Raw genomic sequence first — 15,837 nt, 5'->3', positions numbered from 1 at the left:
GCCTCACGCTTTCAAAACACCAGAGCGAGAAGCACAAAGCCGCAGACGTTTCGCAGGAAACGTTGACGACTGCTTGCCACACGACGTAGAGCGGATGCAATCAGGTGCGATCGAAAACTGTCTGGAGGAGAGTGTCAGATGCTGAGCTTACGTTCTGTTAACCAGTTTTACGGGCAGAATCATATCTTGTGGGATGTCGATCTGGATTTGCCGCCGGGCACCTGTACGGGCGTGCTGGGGCGGCCAGGGATGGGAAAAACCACGCTGGTCAACTGCATTATGGGTCACCTGCCCATCAACAGTGGCTCGATGATCTGGCAGGAAGACAACGGTCCGCCGCAAAACCTCCTTATGCAGCCTGTTGAACAGCGTGCTGCGCTGGGAATTGGTTATGTGCCGCAGGGCCGCCACCTTTTTTCACAGCTAAGCGTCGAAGACAATCTGCAAATTGCCCTGCTGGCAGGCGCGGGTCAGCAACGGCACCCTGCCATTCCGCCGATGGTGTTTGAACTGTTTCCGCTGCTCTACTCGCTGCGACATCAGCGCTGCGGCGAGCTGCCGGTCGATCAACAACAGCAGCTGGCGCTGGCACGAGCACTGGTTTTGCAGCCGAAATTGTTGATTCTGGATGAGCCAACCGAAGGCATGGCGCCGTGGCTGGAAGAGGAAATGGGCAATCTGATCCACCGGCTTAACCACGATTTTGGCTTAACGATCCTGCTACTTGAGCAGCGGATTTCGTTTATCCGTAAGGTGGCCGACTACTTCCTGCTGCTCCATCGCGGGCGCAACGTGGCGCACGGTAAGGTCGCGCAGCTGGATGAAAGCATGGTGAACACCTGGCTGACGGTGTCCTGAATTTGTGGCGGAATCCCTTCCGCCACGCGGCTATTCAGGCAGGCGCAGATACTGCCCTAAGTGGTCGAAATCTTTACCGTCGTGCAGATAAGGGATTTCGCCCAGCAGCGGTGCAGGCAAACGCTGCGTCAGGGTAGCCATATATTCCTGATGCCGCTTGCCCCGGGGCTGGATGTCGTTTGCAATCCAGCCCGCCAGACGCAGTCCGCTGGCCTGAATTGCCTGCGCCGTCAGCATGGCATGATTGATACAGCCCAGTTTCACCCCAACCACCAGCACCACCGGCAGCTGTTCCAGCTGTACCCATTCGGCAAAGGTGGTGGTTTCAGAAAGCGGTGTAAACCAGCCGCCTGCGCCTTCGGTCAGTACCCAGTCAGACTGGCTACTCAGCGTTGCCAGCCCCGCCGAAAGCTGGGAAAAGGTAATCGGTCTGCCTTCCTCCGCACTGACGATATGCGGCGAAGTGGGCTCGACGAAGGCCAACGGGTTAACCGTTTCATACGGCAGCGTCAGCACGCTGTTACGCTGTAAAGCCAGCGCATCGCTATTACGCACGCCCGCTTCCGTCACCTCACACCCGGAAGCGACCGGCTTGTACCCTACGCTGCAAAACCCTGCCGCTTTCGCTGCCTGTAACAGTGCGGTACTGGCTACGGTTTTACCGACTTCCGTATCCGTGCCGGTGATAAACCAACGCTTACTCACAATTTATTACTCCATAAACCAGTTGATAGCTGAGCAGATAGCCACGGTCATCACGCGGCCAGTGCTGCGCCAGCTGATGTAAATGCCGACGGCTCAGGCCACCGCTACGCCCCTCGTGCAGATGCGTCGCGCCGATGCCCTTTAGCGATTTCAGGGCGCTGAGCACGTCGGCAAAAGCGAGCGTTAACGTTTGTTGTTCAAGACGTAATCCAAAAGGCTGGCCCGCCTGGTGAATAGCCTCCGTCGGGAGAAAACGGTTGACCGGTGCAGGCAGATCCAGCGAGCGCCAGGCGATATGCATCTCACTAAGCGATCCGGCCGCCAGCGTCGAGAACAGCACCTGTCCGCCAGGTCGGGTGACGCGCCGCAGTTCTTTCAGCGCCAGACGCAAATCGTCACACCACTGCACGGCCAGATTGCTCCAGCACAGATCGAACCGCCCGCCGGCAAACGGCAGCGCTTCGATGTCGCCCTGCTGATAATCATCGGCGGTGTTCTCTTCACGCGCCTGCGCCAGCATGGCAGAAGATAAATCCAGCGCCGTAACCCGATTGCCCGCGCTGCGCCAGCGCTGGCTGAACCAGCCCGGACCGCAGCCGGCGTCCAGAACATTCAGTCCCTGCTGACGCGCCGCATAAGATGCCAGCTTTTCGCCACACAGACGCTGTAGTTCCGCATGCTGGTTATAGCTTTGCGCTGCCCGGCCAAAAGCTTGAGCAACGGCATGTTTATTAACCCTTAGCGTCATCGAGCACCTCCAGCAGCCGTTGGATATCAGCGGGCAGATGCGCCGCGCTCAGGGTGATGCGCAGACGGGCGGTGCCTGGCGGCACGGTTGGCGGACGGATTGCCGTGACCCAGCAGCCCTGCTCGCGCAGGTTTTCCGCAAGCTCAAGTGCTCGCACCTCGTCGCCAACAATCAGTGGCTGAATCGCGGTCGTGGATGCGAGGGTTTTCAGCCCGCATTCAGCGGCGCCCTGACGGAACTGCTGAATATTTTGTTGCAGGCGCTGACGCAACTCGTCGCCCTGACGAACGCAGGTCAAGGCCGCCTGCAACGCGCAGGCCTGAGCCGGCGGCATCGCGGTGCTGTAAATCAGATGGCGAGCAAACTGAAGCAGATAGTCGGCGATCTCTTCGCTGCATAACACCGCCGCGCCGCTCAGTCCGAAGGCCTTGCCAAAGGTAACAACCAGCAGTTCGGGCTTCACCTGCTGTTGCCAGCAGCTGCCACGGCCCTCTTCGCCAACCGTCCCGATACCGTGCGCATCATCCACCATCAGCCAGCCATGGTGTTGATGCGTTAACTGATGCAGTTTGGCCAGCGGCGCGCTGTCGCCATCCATGCTGAATACGCCTTCCGTTACCACCAGCGTCTCGCCCTCTCCCCCTTTGCCTGCCAGCAGCTTTGAGAGCGACTCGGGCTGATTATGCGCAAAGCGACGCAGCGTGGCCGGGCTGAGCGAGGCTGCCTCCAGCAGTGAAGCATGGGCAAGCTTGTCGGCAAAGATGCGATCGTCTTTCGCCAGCATGGCGCCGATCACCGCCTGGTTAGCGGCAAATCCTGAGATAAACAGCAGCGCGCGCGGATAGCCCAGCCAGTCGGCCAGCTGATGTTCAAATTCCTGATGAGGTACGCTATAGCCGGTTACGTGTCCCGATCCCCCTGCGCCCACACCATAACGTTCCGCACCCTGTTGCCAGGCGGTTATTACCTGAGGATGGTGGCTGAGGCCCAGATAGTCGTTGGCGGAAAAGTTAAGGTAGCGCCGTCCATCTACCTGCAACAGGCGGGCGTTCCCCTGGTCAGTGACGCGGCGCTGACGGAACTGGCCTTTGGCCCGACGCTCTGCAAGCGCCAGGCTGATTCGTTGCCAGCCCATTTACACTGCCGCGTTGTAGAACTGTTCGGTATCGGCGTTGAGCAACTGGCCCGCCAGCGTTTGCTGCTGTTCGTTGTCGCCCGCTTCCGTGGTGGTGTGCTGAGGGTTCAGCCCCAGTTTGCGGAACAGCAGCATGTCTTTATCTTCTTCCGGGTTCGGCGTGGTCAGCAGCTTGCAGCCGTAGAAAATCGAGTTTGCCCCCGCCATAAAGCACATTGCCTGCGTCTGTTCAGTCATCGACTCACGACCCGCAGAAAGACGGACGTGCGACGTCGGCATCATGATGCGTGCCACAGCGATAGTCCGAATAAAATCAAAGGGATCGACATCGTCATTGTCCGCCAGCGGCGTTCCCTTGACCTTTACCAGCATGTTAATCGGCACGCTTTCCGGCGGCGTCGGCAGGTTCGCCAGCTGCACCAGCAGGCCCGCGCGATCGTTCACGGTTTCGCCAAGACCTACAATGCCGCCTGAGCAGACCTTGATGCCCGCATCACGGACTTTGCCCAGCGTATCCAGACGTTCCTGATAGCTGCGGGTGGTGATAATGCTGCCGTAAAATTCCGGCGAGGTGTCGAGGTTGTGGTTGTAGTAATCGAGACCAGCATGCGCCAGACGCGCCGCCTGATCGTTACTGAGCGTGCCCAGCGTCATACAGGTTTCCAGCCCCATCTCCTTTACGCCTTTTACCATCTGCTCAAGGTAAGGCATATCGCGCTCGTGCGGGTTTTTCCATGCTGCACCCATGCAGAAACGGTCAGAACCGGCCGCTTTTGCTTTGCGCGCGGAGATCAGGACCTCTTCCACCTCCATCAGACGCTCGGACTCCAGGCCGGTCTTATAACGGGCGCTCTGCGGACAGTATTTACAGTCTTCCGGACAGGCACCGGTTTTAATCGACAGCAGCGTGCTGACCTGAACCTGACGCGGATCGAAATGTTGACGGTGGATCTGTTGCGCTTCGAACATCAGCTCTAAAAACGGCTTGTCAAAAAGGGCCTGGGCCTGGGCGATTGTCCAGCGAGTTGCCATTGCTTGCTCCAAAAATAATGCTGTTTTGTCGTTATTGCCTGGTTATACTTGTAAACTAAATTTTTTGAAAATGGTTTACAAGTTTTTTATGACCCCTTCCGATCTCGCCTTTGACCGCGACCATATCTGGCATCCTTACACCTCAATGAGCAAGCCGCTGCCGGTTTATCCGGTCACTAACGCCTTCGATACCACCCTGCAACTGGCCGACGGGCGACAGCTGACGGACGGGATGTCGTCGTGGTGGGCGGCGATTCACGGCTACAATCACCCGCGCCTGAACCAGGCAATGCGTGCGCAGATTGAACAGATGTCACACGTGATGTTTGGTGGGATTACGCATCCTGCCGCCGTGGCGCTGTGCCGTAAGCTGGTAGCGATGACGCCGGCCGGTCTGGAGTGCGTTTTCCTGGCGGATTCGGGATCGGTCGCGGTGGAAGTCTCGATGAAAATGGCGTTGCAGTACTGGCAGGCGCGCGGCGAAAAGCGCCAGCGTTTTCTGACGCTGCGCAATGGCTATCACGGTGATACCTTTGCGGCGATGTCGGTCTGCGATCCGCAGAACTCCATGCACAGCCTGTACCAGGGCTATCTGCCGACGCATCTTTTTGCCGCCGCGCCCGCCTGTCGTTTTGATGACGAATGGCTGGAGAACGATGCGGATGATTTCACGCGGCTGATTGAGCAGCATACGAATGAGCTGGCCGCGGTGATTTTGGAACCGATCGTGCAGGGCGCGGGCGGCATGCGCTTTTACCATCCACGCTACCTACAGCGCGTTCGTGAACTCTGCGATCGCCATAACATCCTGCTGATTGCCGATGAGATCGCCACCGGTTTCGGCCGCACCGGCAAGCTGTTTGCCTGTGAACATGCAGGGATTGCGCCCGACATTATGTGCGTTGGCAAGGCGCTGACGGGCGGTACCCTGACGCTTTCCGCCACGCTGACCACGCGCGATGTGGCAAACACCATCAGCAACGGCGAAGCGGGCTGCTTTATGCACGGCCCTACCTTTATGGGGAATCCACTGGCCTGCGCCGTTGCCAGCGAGAGTCTGGCGCTGTTGCAGGAGAATCACTGGCAGCAGCAGGTGGCGAACATTGAAGCGCATCTGCGTTCCGCTCTGTTGCCTTTGCAGGATCTGCCGGAAGTGAAGGATGCCCGCGTGCTCGGCACCATTGGCGTCATTGAGACCCATCACCCGGTAAATATGGCTGCACTCCAGCGATTCTTTGTCGAACGTGGCGTCTGGATCCGCCCGTTTGGCAAACTGATCTACCTGATGCCGCCTTATATCATCCAGCCTGAGGCACTTCAGCAGTTAACAGACGCTATTGCAGCGGCGCTGGTCTGTCCCGCGCTGTTTATGGCCTGAGTTCCCCAGCCGCCTTTCTCCCCATGCGCCGCACGTGCGACCAGGCGAGAGAGGCGCTGATGCACTACGCTTTCTACCTACGAGCAGTAAATATAAGGAGAAAGATCATGCCGCAAGATAAACAGACTAACCGCCGCATTGTGCTGGCCTCACGCCCTCACGGTGCGCCAACCGAAGCGAATTTCCGTCTTGAGTCGCAGCACGTACCCACGCCAGGGAAAGGTGAAATTCTGTTGCGTACCGTCTGGCTTTCGCTGGATCCCTATATGCGTGGCCGCATGAGCGACGCGCCTTCTTATGTTCCGCCGATTGCAGTCAATGACGTGATGGGCGCAGGTACCGTCGCTATCGTTGAACAATCTAACCATGAAGACTATGCGCCGGGCGACTGGGTTGTCAGCCAGAGCGGCTGGCAGGATTTCGCCATTTCCGATGGCAAAGACCTGTTTAAACTGACCGGCCCGGTGCTGAAGCACCCTTCCTGGGCGCTGGGCATGCTTGGTATGACCGGCTTCACCGCCTATATGGGTCTGCTGGATATCGGTAATCCGCAGCCTGGCGAAACCGTGGTGGTGGCGGCGGCTACCGGCGCAGTGGGTTCCATGGTCGGACAGATAGCCAAACTGAAAGGCTGCTATGTTGTGGGCATTGCTGGCGGCGAAGAAAAATGCCGCTACGCCGAAGAAGTGCTGGGCTTTGACCGTTGCCTGGATCATCGCTCCGGCGATCTGGCCGAGTCGCTGAAGCGCTATTGCCGCGACGGCATCGATGTCTATTTCGAAAGCGTTGGTGGCCCGGTATTCCAGGCCGTTCTGCCGCTGATGAATACCAAAGGCCGCATCCCGGTTTGTGGCTTGATTGCCGACTACAACAGCACGGAAACCGCCCCTGGCCCGGATCATCTGCCACAGTTCCAGAGCGCAATCCTGCGTAAGCGCCTGCGCGTTGAAGGCTTTATCATCACTCAGGACTACGGCCATCGCTTTGGCGAATTCTTCCAGCAAATGAGCCAGTGGGTAGCCGAAGATCGCTTCGTGTTCCGCGAAGATATCGTCGACGGCCTGGACAATGCTCCGGAAACCTTTATTGGCATGTTAGAAGGCCAGAACTTTGGCAAAGTGCTGATCAGAGTCGCCGGCGACAAACCTTAAGGAGAGCGAGATGAAAATTTTAATGGTGCTGACCTCCCATGACCAGTTGGGCAACACGGGTAAGAAAACCGGTTTCTGGCTGGAGGAGTTCGCGGCACCTTACTACGTCTTTCGCGATGCGGGAGCTAATGTGGTACTGGCCTCGCCTGCGGGCGGCCAGCCACCGCTTGATCCGGTCAGCGACGCGCCGGATGCGCAGACGGTGGATACGGAGCGTTTCCGTAAAGACATCGTCGCCCAGCAGGCGCTGGCAAACACTCAACAGCTGGATAGCATTGACAGCACCACGTTTGATGCCGTGTTCTATCCCGGCGGTCACGGCCCGTTGTGGGATCTGGCTGAAAATCAGCACAGTATTGAACTGATTGAGAATTTCTATGCTAACGGCAAACCGGTTGGTACCGTGTGCCACGCGCCGGGCGTATTGCGCCATGCGAAAAAACCAGACAGCACGCCACTGGTTGCGGGCAAACGCGTCACCGGTTTCAGCAACAGCGAAGAAAGCGCCGTTGGGTTAACAGATGTGGTACCTTTTTTGGTTGAGGACGAGCTGAAAGCGCTGGGCGGCCACTATGAAAAGACCGACGACTGGGGAAGCTATGCCCTGACCGATGGTCATCTGGTGACCGGGCAAAACCCTGCATCGTCCGCAGCCGCAGCCGAGGAGCTGCTGAAACTACTGCATCTGTAACACCAGGAGGTGAAATGAAACTGTTCAGCCAGGATTTTAACGATGGCGATAAGCTGCCGGAACGCCAGGTATTTAACGGCATGGGCTACACCGGTGATAACCTTTCGCCGCATCTGGCTTGGGATGAGGTGCCGTCGGGCACCAAAAGTTTTGTGGTAACCTGCTACGATCCCGATGCGCCAACCGGTTCCGGCTGGTGGCACTGGGGCGTGGCGAATCTGCCTGCTGACACGCGTGTTCTGCCACAGGGCGCGGGTTCTGGCGTGGCCGACCTGCCTTCCGGCTCGGTGCAAACGCGCACCGATTTTGGTAAAGCGGGATACGGCGGCGCGGCACCACCAAAAGGTGAAAGCCATCGCTATATCTTTACCGTCTATGCCTTAGACGTGGAGACGCTGGAAGTGGATGAAAACGCCAGCGGGGCGATGCTGGGCTTTAATGTCCATTTCCATCAGCTGGGCAGCGCATCGATTACCGCTATCTACAGCTAACTGCAATAAATAAGGGCGGGCTTACCCCTGCCCTTATTGCAGACGGTGAATAAGTCAAAGCATGAGGATCATGGGACGGGAACAAAGCGTCCTGGGCCATGCATGGAGCCGGCAGGGACGCCGCTTTTTGCGTCTTTGTGGACGGCCCATGTTCCTCATGCCAGCACTATGCTGCCAATCTCATCGCCTTCAAAGCGCCGCGATCGTCACCCACATTGGGCCCTGACCCACCGCGTAGCGCGCCAGCGGCGTCAGCAACCCTTGCTCACCGGTAATTTTGTACACTTCGATGTGATGCGATTTCTGTCCTGAGGCAATCAGGTAGTTACCGCTGTGGTCGATATTAAAACCACGCGGCTGCGTTTCGGTTGGCTGATAGCCTTCAATCGTGAGCAACCCACCATCTTCGCTAACGCTAAACACGGTAAGAATGCTGGCCGTGCGATCGCAGCTGTAAAGATGACGACCATCTGGCGTCAGGCGAATATCGGCCGCCCAGCGCGTGTCGCTAAACCCTTCCGGCATCATATCCAGACTTTGTACGCGTTCGACTTCGCCATGCGCGTTATTCAGCTGCCAGACATCAACCGTACTGTCCAGTTCATTAACGCAGTAGGCATACTGCTGGTTTGGATGGAACACCATATGGCGCGGGCCGGCACCTTCAACCGTAGTCACCTGAGGTTGCTTATGCGCCACCAGCTCGCCGTTATCCTGCAAATCGAACAGGCAGATACGATCCTGTTTCAGTGCCGGGACAAACAGCGTTGTATTGCTGAGATCGATGTTGGCCGAGTGACAACCGTCCAGGCCGTGGATCACCGAGACGGGCGCGCCAGGCAGGCCATCCGCGCCGACCGGCGTAACGCTGACACAGGCATCGTTATAGGAGCCGACAAAGATAAAGCGCCCTTCCCGATCGGTCGAAATATGCGTAGGGCTGCCGGGCAGTGATGCGTGACCTGCTTCTGCCAGTTTTCCTTCCCCATCAATTTTGTAAGCGATCACGCGAAAATCGGGGCGCACGCCAACATAGAGAAAACCTTTATCAGGACTGACCACCATCGGTTGCACCTGGCCTGGCGCATCCACAACCTGCAACAGGGTTAACGCCCCGTTGTCGTTCAAATCCCAAACGTGAATTTGCTGGCTTTCCGGACTGGCGGTATAGACGACTTGTTTCATGAATTCTCCTTGTTCTGAGTTTCTGACCTGCTTCAGCGTAGCGCGTTTTGACAAAGCGGGTAGCGTGATTTGTGCCGGTCAATTTTGTTAACCCGGTCACACCGTGTACACTCATTAGCTCGTATTAAGTCACTTTCGGAACTGTTTATGAGTTATCGCATCATTGCTTTAGACCTGGACGGCACTCTGTTAACGCCGGGTAAAACTATTCTGCCGGAATCACTGGCCGCGCTGGAAAAAGCGCAGCAGGCTGGCGTGAAGGTGGTGATTGTGACCGGCCGCCATCATGTGGCCATCCATCCTTTTTATCAGGCGCTGGCGCTCGATACACCTGCAATTTGCTGTAACGGCACCTATTTGTATGATTATCATGCAAAAAAGGTCTTAAAAGCCGATCCGCTGCCAGCGACGCAGGCGCTCAGGGTGATTGAGATGCTGAATGAAGCCGCGATCCACGGACTGCTGTATGTGGATAATGCGATGCTTTATCAGACCGAAACCGGCCACGTTACGCGGACGATTAACTGGGGACTTTCGCTGCCTGAACCTCAGCGCCCGGTGTTTAATCACGTCGACAGCCTGGCGAAAGCGGCCCAACAGGCTGACGCTATCTGGAAGTTTGCGCTTTCACATCCTGACACTCGCGCGCTTCAGCAGTTCGCGGAAAAAGTGGAAAATGAGATGGGGCTGGCCTGCGAATGGTCATGGCACGATCAGGTCGATATTGCCAAAGCGGGCAACAGCAAAGGTAAGCGCCTGGCAGAATGGGTCGAGTCGCAAGGTTATCAGATGCGCGACGTGCTGGCCTTCGGGGATAACTATAACGACCTGAGCATGCTGGAAAACGTCGGGCTGGGCGTGGCAATGGGCAATGCCGATGACGCCATCAAAGCCCGTGCCGGTCGCGTCATCGGTACCAATCTTGAACCGGGCATTGCCGACACTATCTACAAAGAAGTGCTGTAATCAGGTGACAATCGCCACGCTTTTGATTTGCGCATAAAGCCACATACCCGGTTTAATCATTAACTCATCGCGAGCCCAGGGCGTGATCCGCGCCCACAATTCGCTTTGACCGACCAGCAGCTTCACCTCAATTTGATCCTCAATTTCCAACAGTTCAGCAACCTTCGCCGGGATCACGTTGCGGATAGTGCTGTTAACCGGCGGCTGTAGGATCAGCGAAACGTCCGCCGCCTGAATACGAATGCGCAGCGGCGTCTTCTGCGGTGCATCGATGCGGCTGACCCAAATATGCTGATCGCCTAAGGACAGCGCGGTCATCGCATAATGAGGATGCTGCTCAAGCACCTGCACTTTCAGCACGGTGCTTTGCTCGGCGCGGGGCAACCAGGGCCGCATCGCGCTGCTGGCCCAGACTTTCTCCAGCGTGCCCAACGCTTTGACTTCACCGTTGTCCAGCACCAGCACATTATCCGCCAGCTGAATAATTTCATCCAGGCTGTGGCTGACGTAAAGAATGGGGATCTCAACCTGTTTTGCCAGCTTTTGCAGATAAGGCAGCAGCTCACGTTTGCGCGGCAGATCCAGCGAGGCCAGCGGTTCATCCATCAATAAGATCTCAGGCGCAGTCAGCAACGCACGGCCAATCGCTACCCGCTGCTTTTCACCGCCAGAAAGCGAGGCGGGAAAACGTGACAGCAGCTCGCCAATGCCCAGCAGCGCGACCAGCGAATCAAACTGCGGCCGCATGCTTTTCGCCATGCCATATTCCAGATTGCCCTTCACCCGATAGTGAGGAAACAGCCTGGCATCCTGAAATACATAGCCAATTCGGCGTTTCTCCGGCGGCAGGTTCAGGCCCGACGCGGCATCGCTGAGCAGACGATCGTTGAGCACAATCCGGCCTTCCTGCGGCTGCGTCAGGCCACCAATTGCGTTGATCAGGGACGTTTTTCCCGCGCCCGACACGCCAAAAATAGCGGTAATACCGCGGGCTGGCAGCTGTGCATTAATTTTCAGCGTATGCTCACCCAGCCGCTGCGTAAAATTCAGTTCGAGCATGTTCCCCCCAGCCTTTTGCGGCCCCAGCGTGCAAGCCATTCCGACAGCCAAAGCGAACAGAGCGCCAGCACAATAGCAATCACGCAGAGACGCGCCGCCGCGTTTTCCGCACCGGGTGTTTCAATCAGGGTATACATCGCGGAAGGAATGGTGCGGGTTTCGCCAGGAATATTCGACACGAAGGTGATAGTGGCGCCGAACTCGCCCAGCGAGCGGGCGAAAGCCAGTACCGTTCCGGCAATAATCCCGGGCAGCGTGAGCGGTAAAGTGATGGTGAAGAAGACCCGCCAGCGCCCGGCGCCCAGCGTGCGTGCCGCCAGCTCCAGCTTGCTGTCGACGCTTTCCAGCGCCAGACGGATTGCTCTGACCATCAGCGGAAAAGCGATAACCGCGGAAGCCAGCGCGGCTCCCCGCCAGCTGAAAGCAAAGGTAAAACCGAACCAGTCATACAGGTATTCGCCGATAAAACCGCGCCGCCCAAAGCCGATCAGCAGCAGATAGCCCACCACAACCGGTGGCAGCACCAGCGGCAGATGGATCAGGCTGTCGAGCAGGGTTTTGCCTGGAAAACGGCAACGCACCAGTATCCAGGCCATCAGGATCCCGAACGGCAGGCTGAACAATACCGCAACTGTTGAAACTTTCAGGCTTAACGCAATCGCCTGCCATTCGGGGTCACTGAGGATCATAGTACCGGTGTAAATCCGTAACGTTTGAAAACGGCCGCCGCATCTGGCCCTTTCAGATAGTTGTAGAAAGCGGTAACGCTGGCAGAATTACGATCTTTCAGCATCGCCATGGGATATTCCACTGGCTTGTGGCTGTCAGCGGGGAAGACGCCGGCCACGGTGACTTTTTTGCTGGCGATGGCATCGGAGCCATACACGATGCCGTAAGGCGTTTCGTTACGCTCGACCAGCGCCAGCGCAGCTCGCACACTGTTCCCCCGGGCCAGCAACGGCTCTAACTCAGACCATGCGCCAAGGTTTTGCAACGCTTCTTTCGCGTAAATACCGGCGGGTACATGATCGGGATCGCCCACCGACAAACGCTGGCCTTTCAGCAAGCTTTTCCAGTCGGTGGTTTTGTTAATCGCCACCTGCGGAGCCTTCGCGTCGGCCGTAACCAGCACCAAATCGTTACCCAGCAGCGTGACGCGGCTGGCATCATCCAGCGTTTTCTTCTGCGCAGCATAATCCATCCACTGCTGATCGGCAGAGATAAACAGATCCGCAGGCGCACCCTGCTCTATCTGGCGTGCCAGCGTCGAAGAGGAGGCAAACGAAGAGACGATTTTCACCTCTTTTCCCTGCTGATACTGCTGAGCAATATCCTGCAATGCATTCGTCAGCGACGCAGCCGCAAACACGGTGAGAGTTTCTGCCGCCACGGCATGGCCTGCCACGCTGGCCGTTAAAACTGTACCGATAAAGAAATGACGTAATTTCACAGACATGGTGTTCTCCAGAGGGTGTCGTTATGTAGGAGATACTATAACGAGAAAAAACCTTGTCACGTAGTTTATCGGCAGGAGAAGAGAGAAGTTGAGATCGCGCAAAAAAAACGCGCCCGGAAAATGCAGGCGCGGTATAAAGCTCTGTTACTGGCGGCTTTTCGCCGTCTGGTCCTTACGGTGACCAAATTTGGAGATAACGTTAAACACTTCGCCCAGGCCGTAAATCAGCCCGAGGATAATCGCCATCACCACCGGTACCATGAGGATTGCTTCCCCAAGACCCATCAGTAATTCCAGCATGGTTGTCTCCCTTGCTGACCAAAAGAAGTCATTGTATCTGTGGGAAGAAAAAGTGCACTGACCTTTTGTGCGTTTTACCTGTTTTTACGTCTGGCGCGCGCAACGGTGTACAATTCTGAAAAACCTTTTACCAGGAGCCGCTATGCAGGCCGACCTTTCCCTGATTCTGAAGCTGCAACAACGACTGTTTGCCGATCCCCGCCGCATCGAACTGCTGAAGCAGATCCGCCACACCGGCTCAATCAGCCAGGGCGCTAAGCTGGCAGGCATCAGCTACAAAAGTGCCTGGGATGCGATTAATGAAATGAACACGCTGGCCGACCGCACGCTGGTTGAGCGTGCCACCGGCGGCAAAGGCGGCGGCGGTGCGCAGGTGACGCCCTGTGGCGAGAGGCTGATCCAGTTGTTTGCCCTGCTGGAGCAGATTCAGCAAAAAGCGTTCGACGTTTTACAGGATGATGTACCGCTTGGCAGCCTGCTCGGCGCTATCGCTCGCTTTTCGTTGCAGACCAGCGCCCGTAATCAGCTTTTTGGCACCGTTGTACAGCGCGATACCGAGGCCATTCAGCAGCATGTAGAAGTCCTGTTGGCCGATGGCGCAACGCTCATCAACGTGGCGCTGACCGAGCAAAGCGCGAATCGTCTTGCGCTCACCGCCGGAAAAGAAGTGCTGGTGTTAATCAAAGCGCCGTGGGTCGATGTTACCCAAGGCGCTTCCGGGGCGGATAATCAGCTCAGCGGCACGCTCGCCCAGCTTGAACGAGGCGCCACGCACAGCGAAGTTTTAATTACCCTGGCCAGCAATGAAACGCTGTGCGCCACGCTTGATAACGATCGCGTCGATCGGCAAAAACTGCAACCCGGTCAGACGGTAACAGCACATTTTAATGCTGACCAGGTCATTATCGCCACGCTACTCTGAAATTAACTGCCGCATTTGACAGCGCGGCCGCTGGCGTTTATTAGTTGGGGTACAATGCATAAAATGGAATAAACAATGTCTGGGTTGCATATTTCGCAAGGCAAGTTTCATCTGAGCAGCACCCGTACCCTGACCTTAAACGATCTCTGCATCCAGGCGGGTGAAAGCTGGGCTTTTGTCGGCGCAAACGGCAGCGGTAAATCCTCGCTGGCTAAAGCCCTATCGGGCGAATTACCGGTGGCAAAAGGAAAGATGGCGACGCAGTTTGCCCGCCCTGTCCGTCTTTCTCTCGAACAGCTGCAAAAGCTGGTCTCCGAGGAGTGGCAGCGCAATAACACCGACATGCTCAGCGCCGATGAAGACGATACCGGCCGCACCACCGCGCAGATTATTCAGGCTGAAATCAATAACGCTGAGCGCTGTGAACAGCTGGCGGCGCTGTTTGGCATTACTTCCCTGCTCGACAGGCGATTTAAATACCTTTCAACCGGCGAGACGCGTAAGACGCTGTTATGCCAGGCGCTGATGGCCCAGCCTGATTTGCTGATCCTTGATGAGCCTTTTGATGGTCTGGATGTGGCCTCACGCGCTAATCTTGCGCAGGTGTTAGCCGGGCTGCATCAGCAGGATTACACCATTGTGCTGGTGCTGAATCGCTTTGATGATATTCCCGATTTTATCGATAAGGTTGGCGTGCTGGCTGAATGCACGCTGACTCACGTAGGTCCACGTGAGGAAATTTTGGCTGAAGCGCTGGTTGCACAGCTGGCCCACAGCGAAAGCTTACAGGGAATGGCATTGCCCGAGCCTGATGAGGCGCAGTCTGAACCGGCGCTACCGCTGATTTTACTGCGCGATGGCGTGGTGTCGTATGACGATAAACCCATTCTGAATCACCTGAGCTGGGAAGTGCAGCCGGGGCAACACTGGCAAATTGTTGGCCCGAACGGCGCGGGGAAATCGACGCTGCTCAGCCTGGTGACCGGCGATCATCCTCAGGGCTACAGTAACGATTTAACGCTGTTCGGCCGCCGTCGCGGCAGCGGCGAAACCATTTGGGACATCAAGCAGCATATCGGTTATGTCAGCAGTAGCCTGCATCTTGACTACCGCGTCAGCAGCAGCGTGCGCAACGTCATTCTTTCCGGCTATTTCGACTCCATTGGAATCTACCAGGCCGTTTCGGACCGCCAGCAGCAGCTTGCAGCGCAGTGGCTACAGCGGCTTGGCATGAGCAAAGCCGCCGATGTGCCTTTCCACAGCCTCTCGTGGGGTCAACAGCGGCTGGTATTGATCGCGCGCGCGCTGGTTAAGCATCCCGCTCTGCTCATCCTTGATGAACCGCTTCAGGGACTGGACCCGATTAACCGTCAGCTGGTGCGCCGCTTTGTCGACGTGCTGATTGGTGAAGGAAAAACGCAGCTGCTGTTTGTTTCGCACCATGCTGAAGATGCGCCGCAATGCATTACACACCGTTTAACCTTTGTGCCTGATGGCAGCGGCTATCGCTATCAGCAGGAAGAGGTGGTTTAACCTCAGAACTGAGCTGGCGCTGCTGAAATAGTACAGGCGCGAAATGCATTCTGTGTGTAACCGCTACCACTTTATGCTATTGCGCCATGCCTGTTTATCGATTATTTTCCCCTGAAGGCCGCTATTTCGGATTTTTCAGTTTGTGTAAACGATTCCATTTATCCACACTGGATCACGCTTTATTCTCTCGTACTGTGCTATTTTTCCTCCAGGGTTCGCTGGTATAA

17 protein-coding genes are annotated in these 15,837 nt (G+C 56.7%); 8 read left to right on the top strand and 9 right to left on the bottom strand.

The genetic code is table 11. From position 1 onward, the window contains the following. Window positions 1-138: 138 nt before the first annotated feature. Window positions 139-858, top strand: a complete 720-nt coding sequence (locus EHV07_RS07025; protein ID WP_147196392.1) for an ABC transporter ATP-binding protein — start codon at window positions 139-141, stop codon at window positions 856-858. A 30-nt stretch (window positions 859-888) separates the two neighbouring features. Here the strand turns inward: EHV07_RS07025 and bioD are convergent, their stop codons facing one another. Genes bioD through bioB form a run of 4 tightly spaced genes read right to left on the bottom strand, consistent with a single transcriptional unit; the run spans window position 889 to window position 4,478 of the window. Next, window positions 889-1,563, bottom strand: a complete 675-nt coding sequence (gene bioD / locus EHV07_RS07020; protein WP_147196390.1) for a dethiobiotin synthase — start codon at window positions 1,561-1,563, stop codon at window positions 889-891. Continuing rightward, window positions 1,556-2,311 (bottom strand): malonyl-ACP O-methyltransferase BioC, encoded by a 756-nt coding sequence (bioC, locus tag EHV07_RS07015; RefSeq protein WP_147196388.1) that lies wholly within the window; start codon window positions 2,309-2,311, stop codon window positions 1,556-1,558. The genes bioD and bioC overlap by 8 nt, the downstream gene beginning before the upstream one ends. Further along, window positions 2,295-3,446 carry an 8-amino-7-oxononanoate synthase gene (gene bioF / locus EHV07_RS07010; RefSeq protein ID WP_147196386.1) on the bottom strand — a complete coding sequence of 384 codons (1,152 nt, stop codon included), beginning with the start codon at window positions 3,444-3,446 and terminating at the stop codon, window positions 2,295-2,297. Before bioF ends, bioC begins: the two co-directional genes overlap by 17 nt. Then, on the bottom strand, window positions 3,447-4,478 hold the full coding sequence (gene bioB / locus EHV07_RS07005) for a biotin synthase BioB (protein WP_147196384.1): 1,032 nt from the start codon (window positions 4,476-4,478) through the stop codon (window positions 3,447-3,449). An 88-nt stretch (window positions 4,479-4,566) separates the two neighbouring features. Here bioB and bioA point away from each other — a divergent pair, with 88 nt between their 5' ends. The 4 genes from bioA (at window position 4,567) to EHV07_RS06985 (ending at window position 8,189) form a co-directional block, all read left to right on the top strand. Further along, entirely contained in the window at window positions 4,567-5,856 is a 1,290-nt protein-coding gene (bioA, locus tag EHV07_RS07000; RefSeq protein WP_147196382.1) for an adenosylmethionine--8-amino-7-oxononanoate transaminase, read from the top strand. Between the two features lie 107 nt (window positions 5,857-5,963). Further along, window positions 5,964-7,007, top strand: coding sequence for an NADP-dependent oxidoreductase (locus EHV07_RS06995; protein ID WP_147196380.1), 1,044 nt, complete (start codon window positions 5,964-5,966; stop codon window positions 7,005-7,007). A gap of 10 nt (window positions 7,008-7,017) precedes the next feature. Next, window positions 7,018-7,698, top strand: a complete 681-nt coding sequence (locus tag EHV07_RS06990) for a type 1 glutamine amidotransferase domain-containing protein (protein ID WP_147196378.1) — start codon at window positions 7,018-7,020, stop codon at window positions 7,696-7,698. A 14-nt stretch (window positions 7,699-7,712) separates the two neighbouring features. Beyond that, window positions 7,713-8,189 carry a kinase inhibitor gene (locus tag EHV07_RS06985; protein ID WP_147196376.1) on the top strand — a complete coding sequence of 159 codons (477 nt, stop codon included), beginning with the start codon at window positions 7,713-7,715 and terminating at the stop codon, window positions 8,187-8,189. A gap of 189 nt (window positions 8,190-8,378) precedes the next feature. Here the strand turns inward: EHV07_RS06985 and pgl are convergent, their stop codons facing one another. Next, window positions 8,379-9,374: a 6-phosphogluconolactonase gene (gene pgl / locus EHV07_RS06980; protein WP_147196374.1), complete on the bottom strand. Its 996-nt coding sequence runs from the start codon at window positions 9,372-9,374 to the stop codon at window positions 8,379-8,381. Between the two features lie 147 nt (window positions 9,375-9,521). Between pgl and EHV07_RS06975 the strand changes: the two genes are divergently transcribed. Continuing rightward, a complete protein-coding gene (locus EHV07_RS06975) occupies window positions 9,522-10,340 on the top strand; it encodes a pyridoxal phosphatase (RefSeq protein WP_147196372.1) in 819 nt (272 codons plus the stop codon). Here the strand turns inward: EHV07_RS06975 and modC are convergent, their stop codons facing one another. The 4 genes from modC to EHV07_RS06955 form a co-directional block, all read right to left on the bottom strand. After that, window positions 10,341-11,399 carry a molybdenum ABC transporter ATP-binding protein ModC gene (modC, locus tag EHV07_RS06970; RefSeq protein WP_147196370.1) on the bottom strand — a complete coding sequence of 353 codons (1,059 nt, stop codon included), beginning with the start codon at window positions 11,397-11,399 and terminating at the stop codon, window positions 10,341-10,343. It lies immediately after the preceding gene. Continuing rightward, window positions 11,387-12,088, bottom strand: coding sequence for a molybdate ABC transporter permease subunit (modB, locus tag EHV07_RS06965; RefSeq protein ID WP_147196369.1), 702 nt, complete (start codon window positions 12,086-12,088; stop codon window positions 11,387-11,389). The genes modC and modB overlap by 13 nt, the downstream gene beginning before the upstream one ends. After that, on the bottom strand, window positions 12,085-12,855 hold the full coding sequence (gene modA, locus EHV07_RS06960; RefSeq protein WP_147196367.1) for a molybdate ABC transporter substrate-binding protein: 771 nt from the start codon (window positions 12,853-12,855) through the stop codon (window positions 12,085-12,087). Before modA ends, modB begins: the two co-directional genes overlap by 4 nt. 144 nt (window positions 12,856-12,999) lie before the next feature. Next, complete coding sequence (locus tag EHV07_RS06955; RefSeq protein WP_147196365.1) at window positions 13,000-13,155, bottom strand: AcrZ family multidrug efflux pump-associated protein; 156 nt, start codon at window positions 13,153-13,155, stop codon at window positions 13,000-13,002. A gap of 142 nt (window positions 13,156-13,297) precedes the next feature. Between EHV07_RS06955 and modE the strand changes: the two genes are divergently transcribed. Both modE and modF read left to right on the top strand, forming a co-directional pair. Continuing rightward, window positions 13,298-14,077, top strand: coding sequence for a molybdenum-dependent transcriptional regulator (gene modE, locus EHV07_RS06950; protein WP_147196363.1), 780 nt, complete (start codon window positions 13,298-13,300; stop codon window positions 14,075-14,077). Between the two features lie 75 nt (window positions 14,078-14,152). Then, window positions 14,153-15,610 (top strand): molybdate ABC transporter ATP-binding protein ModF, encoded by a 1,458-nt coding sequence (modF, locus tag EHV07_RS06945; RefSeq protein ID WP_147196361.1) that lies wholly within the window; start codon window positions 14,153-14,155, stop codon window positions 15,608-15,610. Window positions 15,611-15,837 lie beyond the last annotated feature (227 nt).

Source organism: Pantoea sp. CCBC3-3-1, from assembly GCF_007981265.1.
Classification (GTDB): Bacteria; Pseudomonadota; Gammaproteobacteria; order Enterobacterales; family Enterobacteriaceae; genus Erwinia.
The sequence above is the reverse complement of the archived record's forward strand: the minus strand, read 5'-3'. Positions and strand labels throughout refer to the sequence as shown.

Coding starts and splice junctions, on each gene's coding strand:
- modF (WP_147196361.1), top strand. CDS start 14,153: ATGTCTGGGTTGCATATTTCGCAAGGCAAGTTTCATCTGAGCAGCACC.
- modB (WP_147196369.1), bottom strand. CDS start 12,088: ATGATCCTCAGTGACCCCGAATGGCAGGCGATTGCGTTAAGCCTGAAA.
- modE (WP_147196363.1), top strand. CDS start 13,298: ATGCAGGCCGACCTTTCCCTGATTCTGAAGCTGCAACAACGACTGTTT.
- EHV07_RS06985 (WP_147196376.1), top strand. CDS start 7,713: ATGAAACTGTTCAGCCAGGATTTTAACGATGGCGATAAGCTGCCGGAA.
- modA (WP_147196367.1), bottom strand. CDS start 12,855: ATGTCTGTGAAATTACGTCATTTCTTTATCGGTACAGTTTTAACGGCC.
- EHV07_RS07025 (WP_147196392.1), top strand. CDS start 139: ATGCTGAGCTTACGTTCTGTTAACCAGTTTTACGGGCAGAATCATATC.
- EHV07_RS06995 (WP_147196380.1), top strand. CDS start 5,964: ATGCCGCAAGATAAACAGACTAACCGCCGCATTGTGCTGGCCTCACGC.
- EHV07_RS06975 (WP_147196372.1), top strand. CDS start 9,522: ATGAGTTATCGCATCATTGCTTTAGACCTGGACGGCACTCTGTTAACG.
- bioB (WP_147196384.1), bottom strand. CDS start 4,478: ATGGCAACTCGCTGGACAATCGCCCAGGCCCAGGCCCTTTTTGACAAG.
- bioF (WP_147196386.1), bottom strand. CDS start 3,446: ATGGGCTGGCAACGAATCAGCCTGGCGCTTGCAGAGCGTCGGGCCAAA.
- modC (WP_147196370.1), bottom strand. CDS start 11,399: ATGCTCGAACTGAATTTTACGCAGCGGCTGGGTGAGCATACGCTGAAA.
- bioC (WP_147196388.1), bottom strand. CDS start 2,311: ATGACGCTAAGGGTTAATAAACATGCCGTTGCTCAAGCTTTTGGCCGG.
- pgl (WP_147196374.1), bottom strand. CDS start 9,374: ATGAAACAAGTCGTCTATACCGCCAGTCCGGAAAGCCAGCAAATTCAC.
- EHV07_RS06990 (WP_147196378.1), top strand. CDS start 7,018: ATGAAAATTTTAATGGTGCTGACCTCCCATGACCAGTTGGGCAACACG.
- bioA (WP_147196382.1), top strand. CDS start 4,567: ATGACCCCTTCCGATCTCGCCTTTGACCGCGACCATATCTGGCATCCT.
- EHV07_RS06955 (WP_147196365.1), bottom strand. CDS start 13,155: ATGCTGGAATTACTGATGGGTCTTGGGGAAGCAATCCTCATGGTACCG.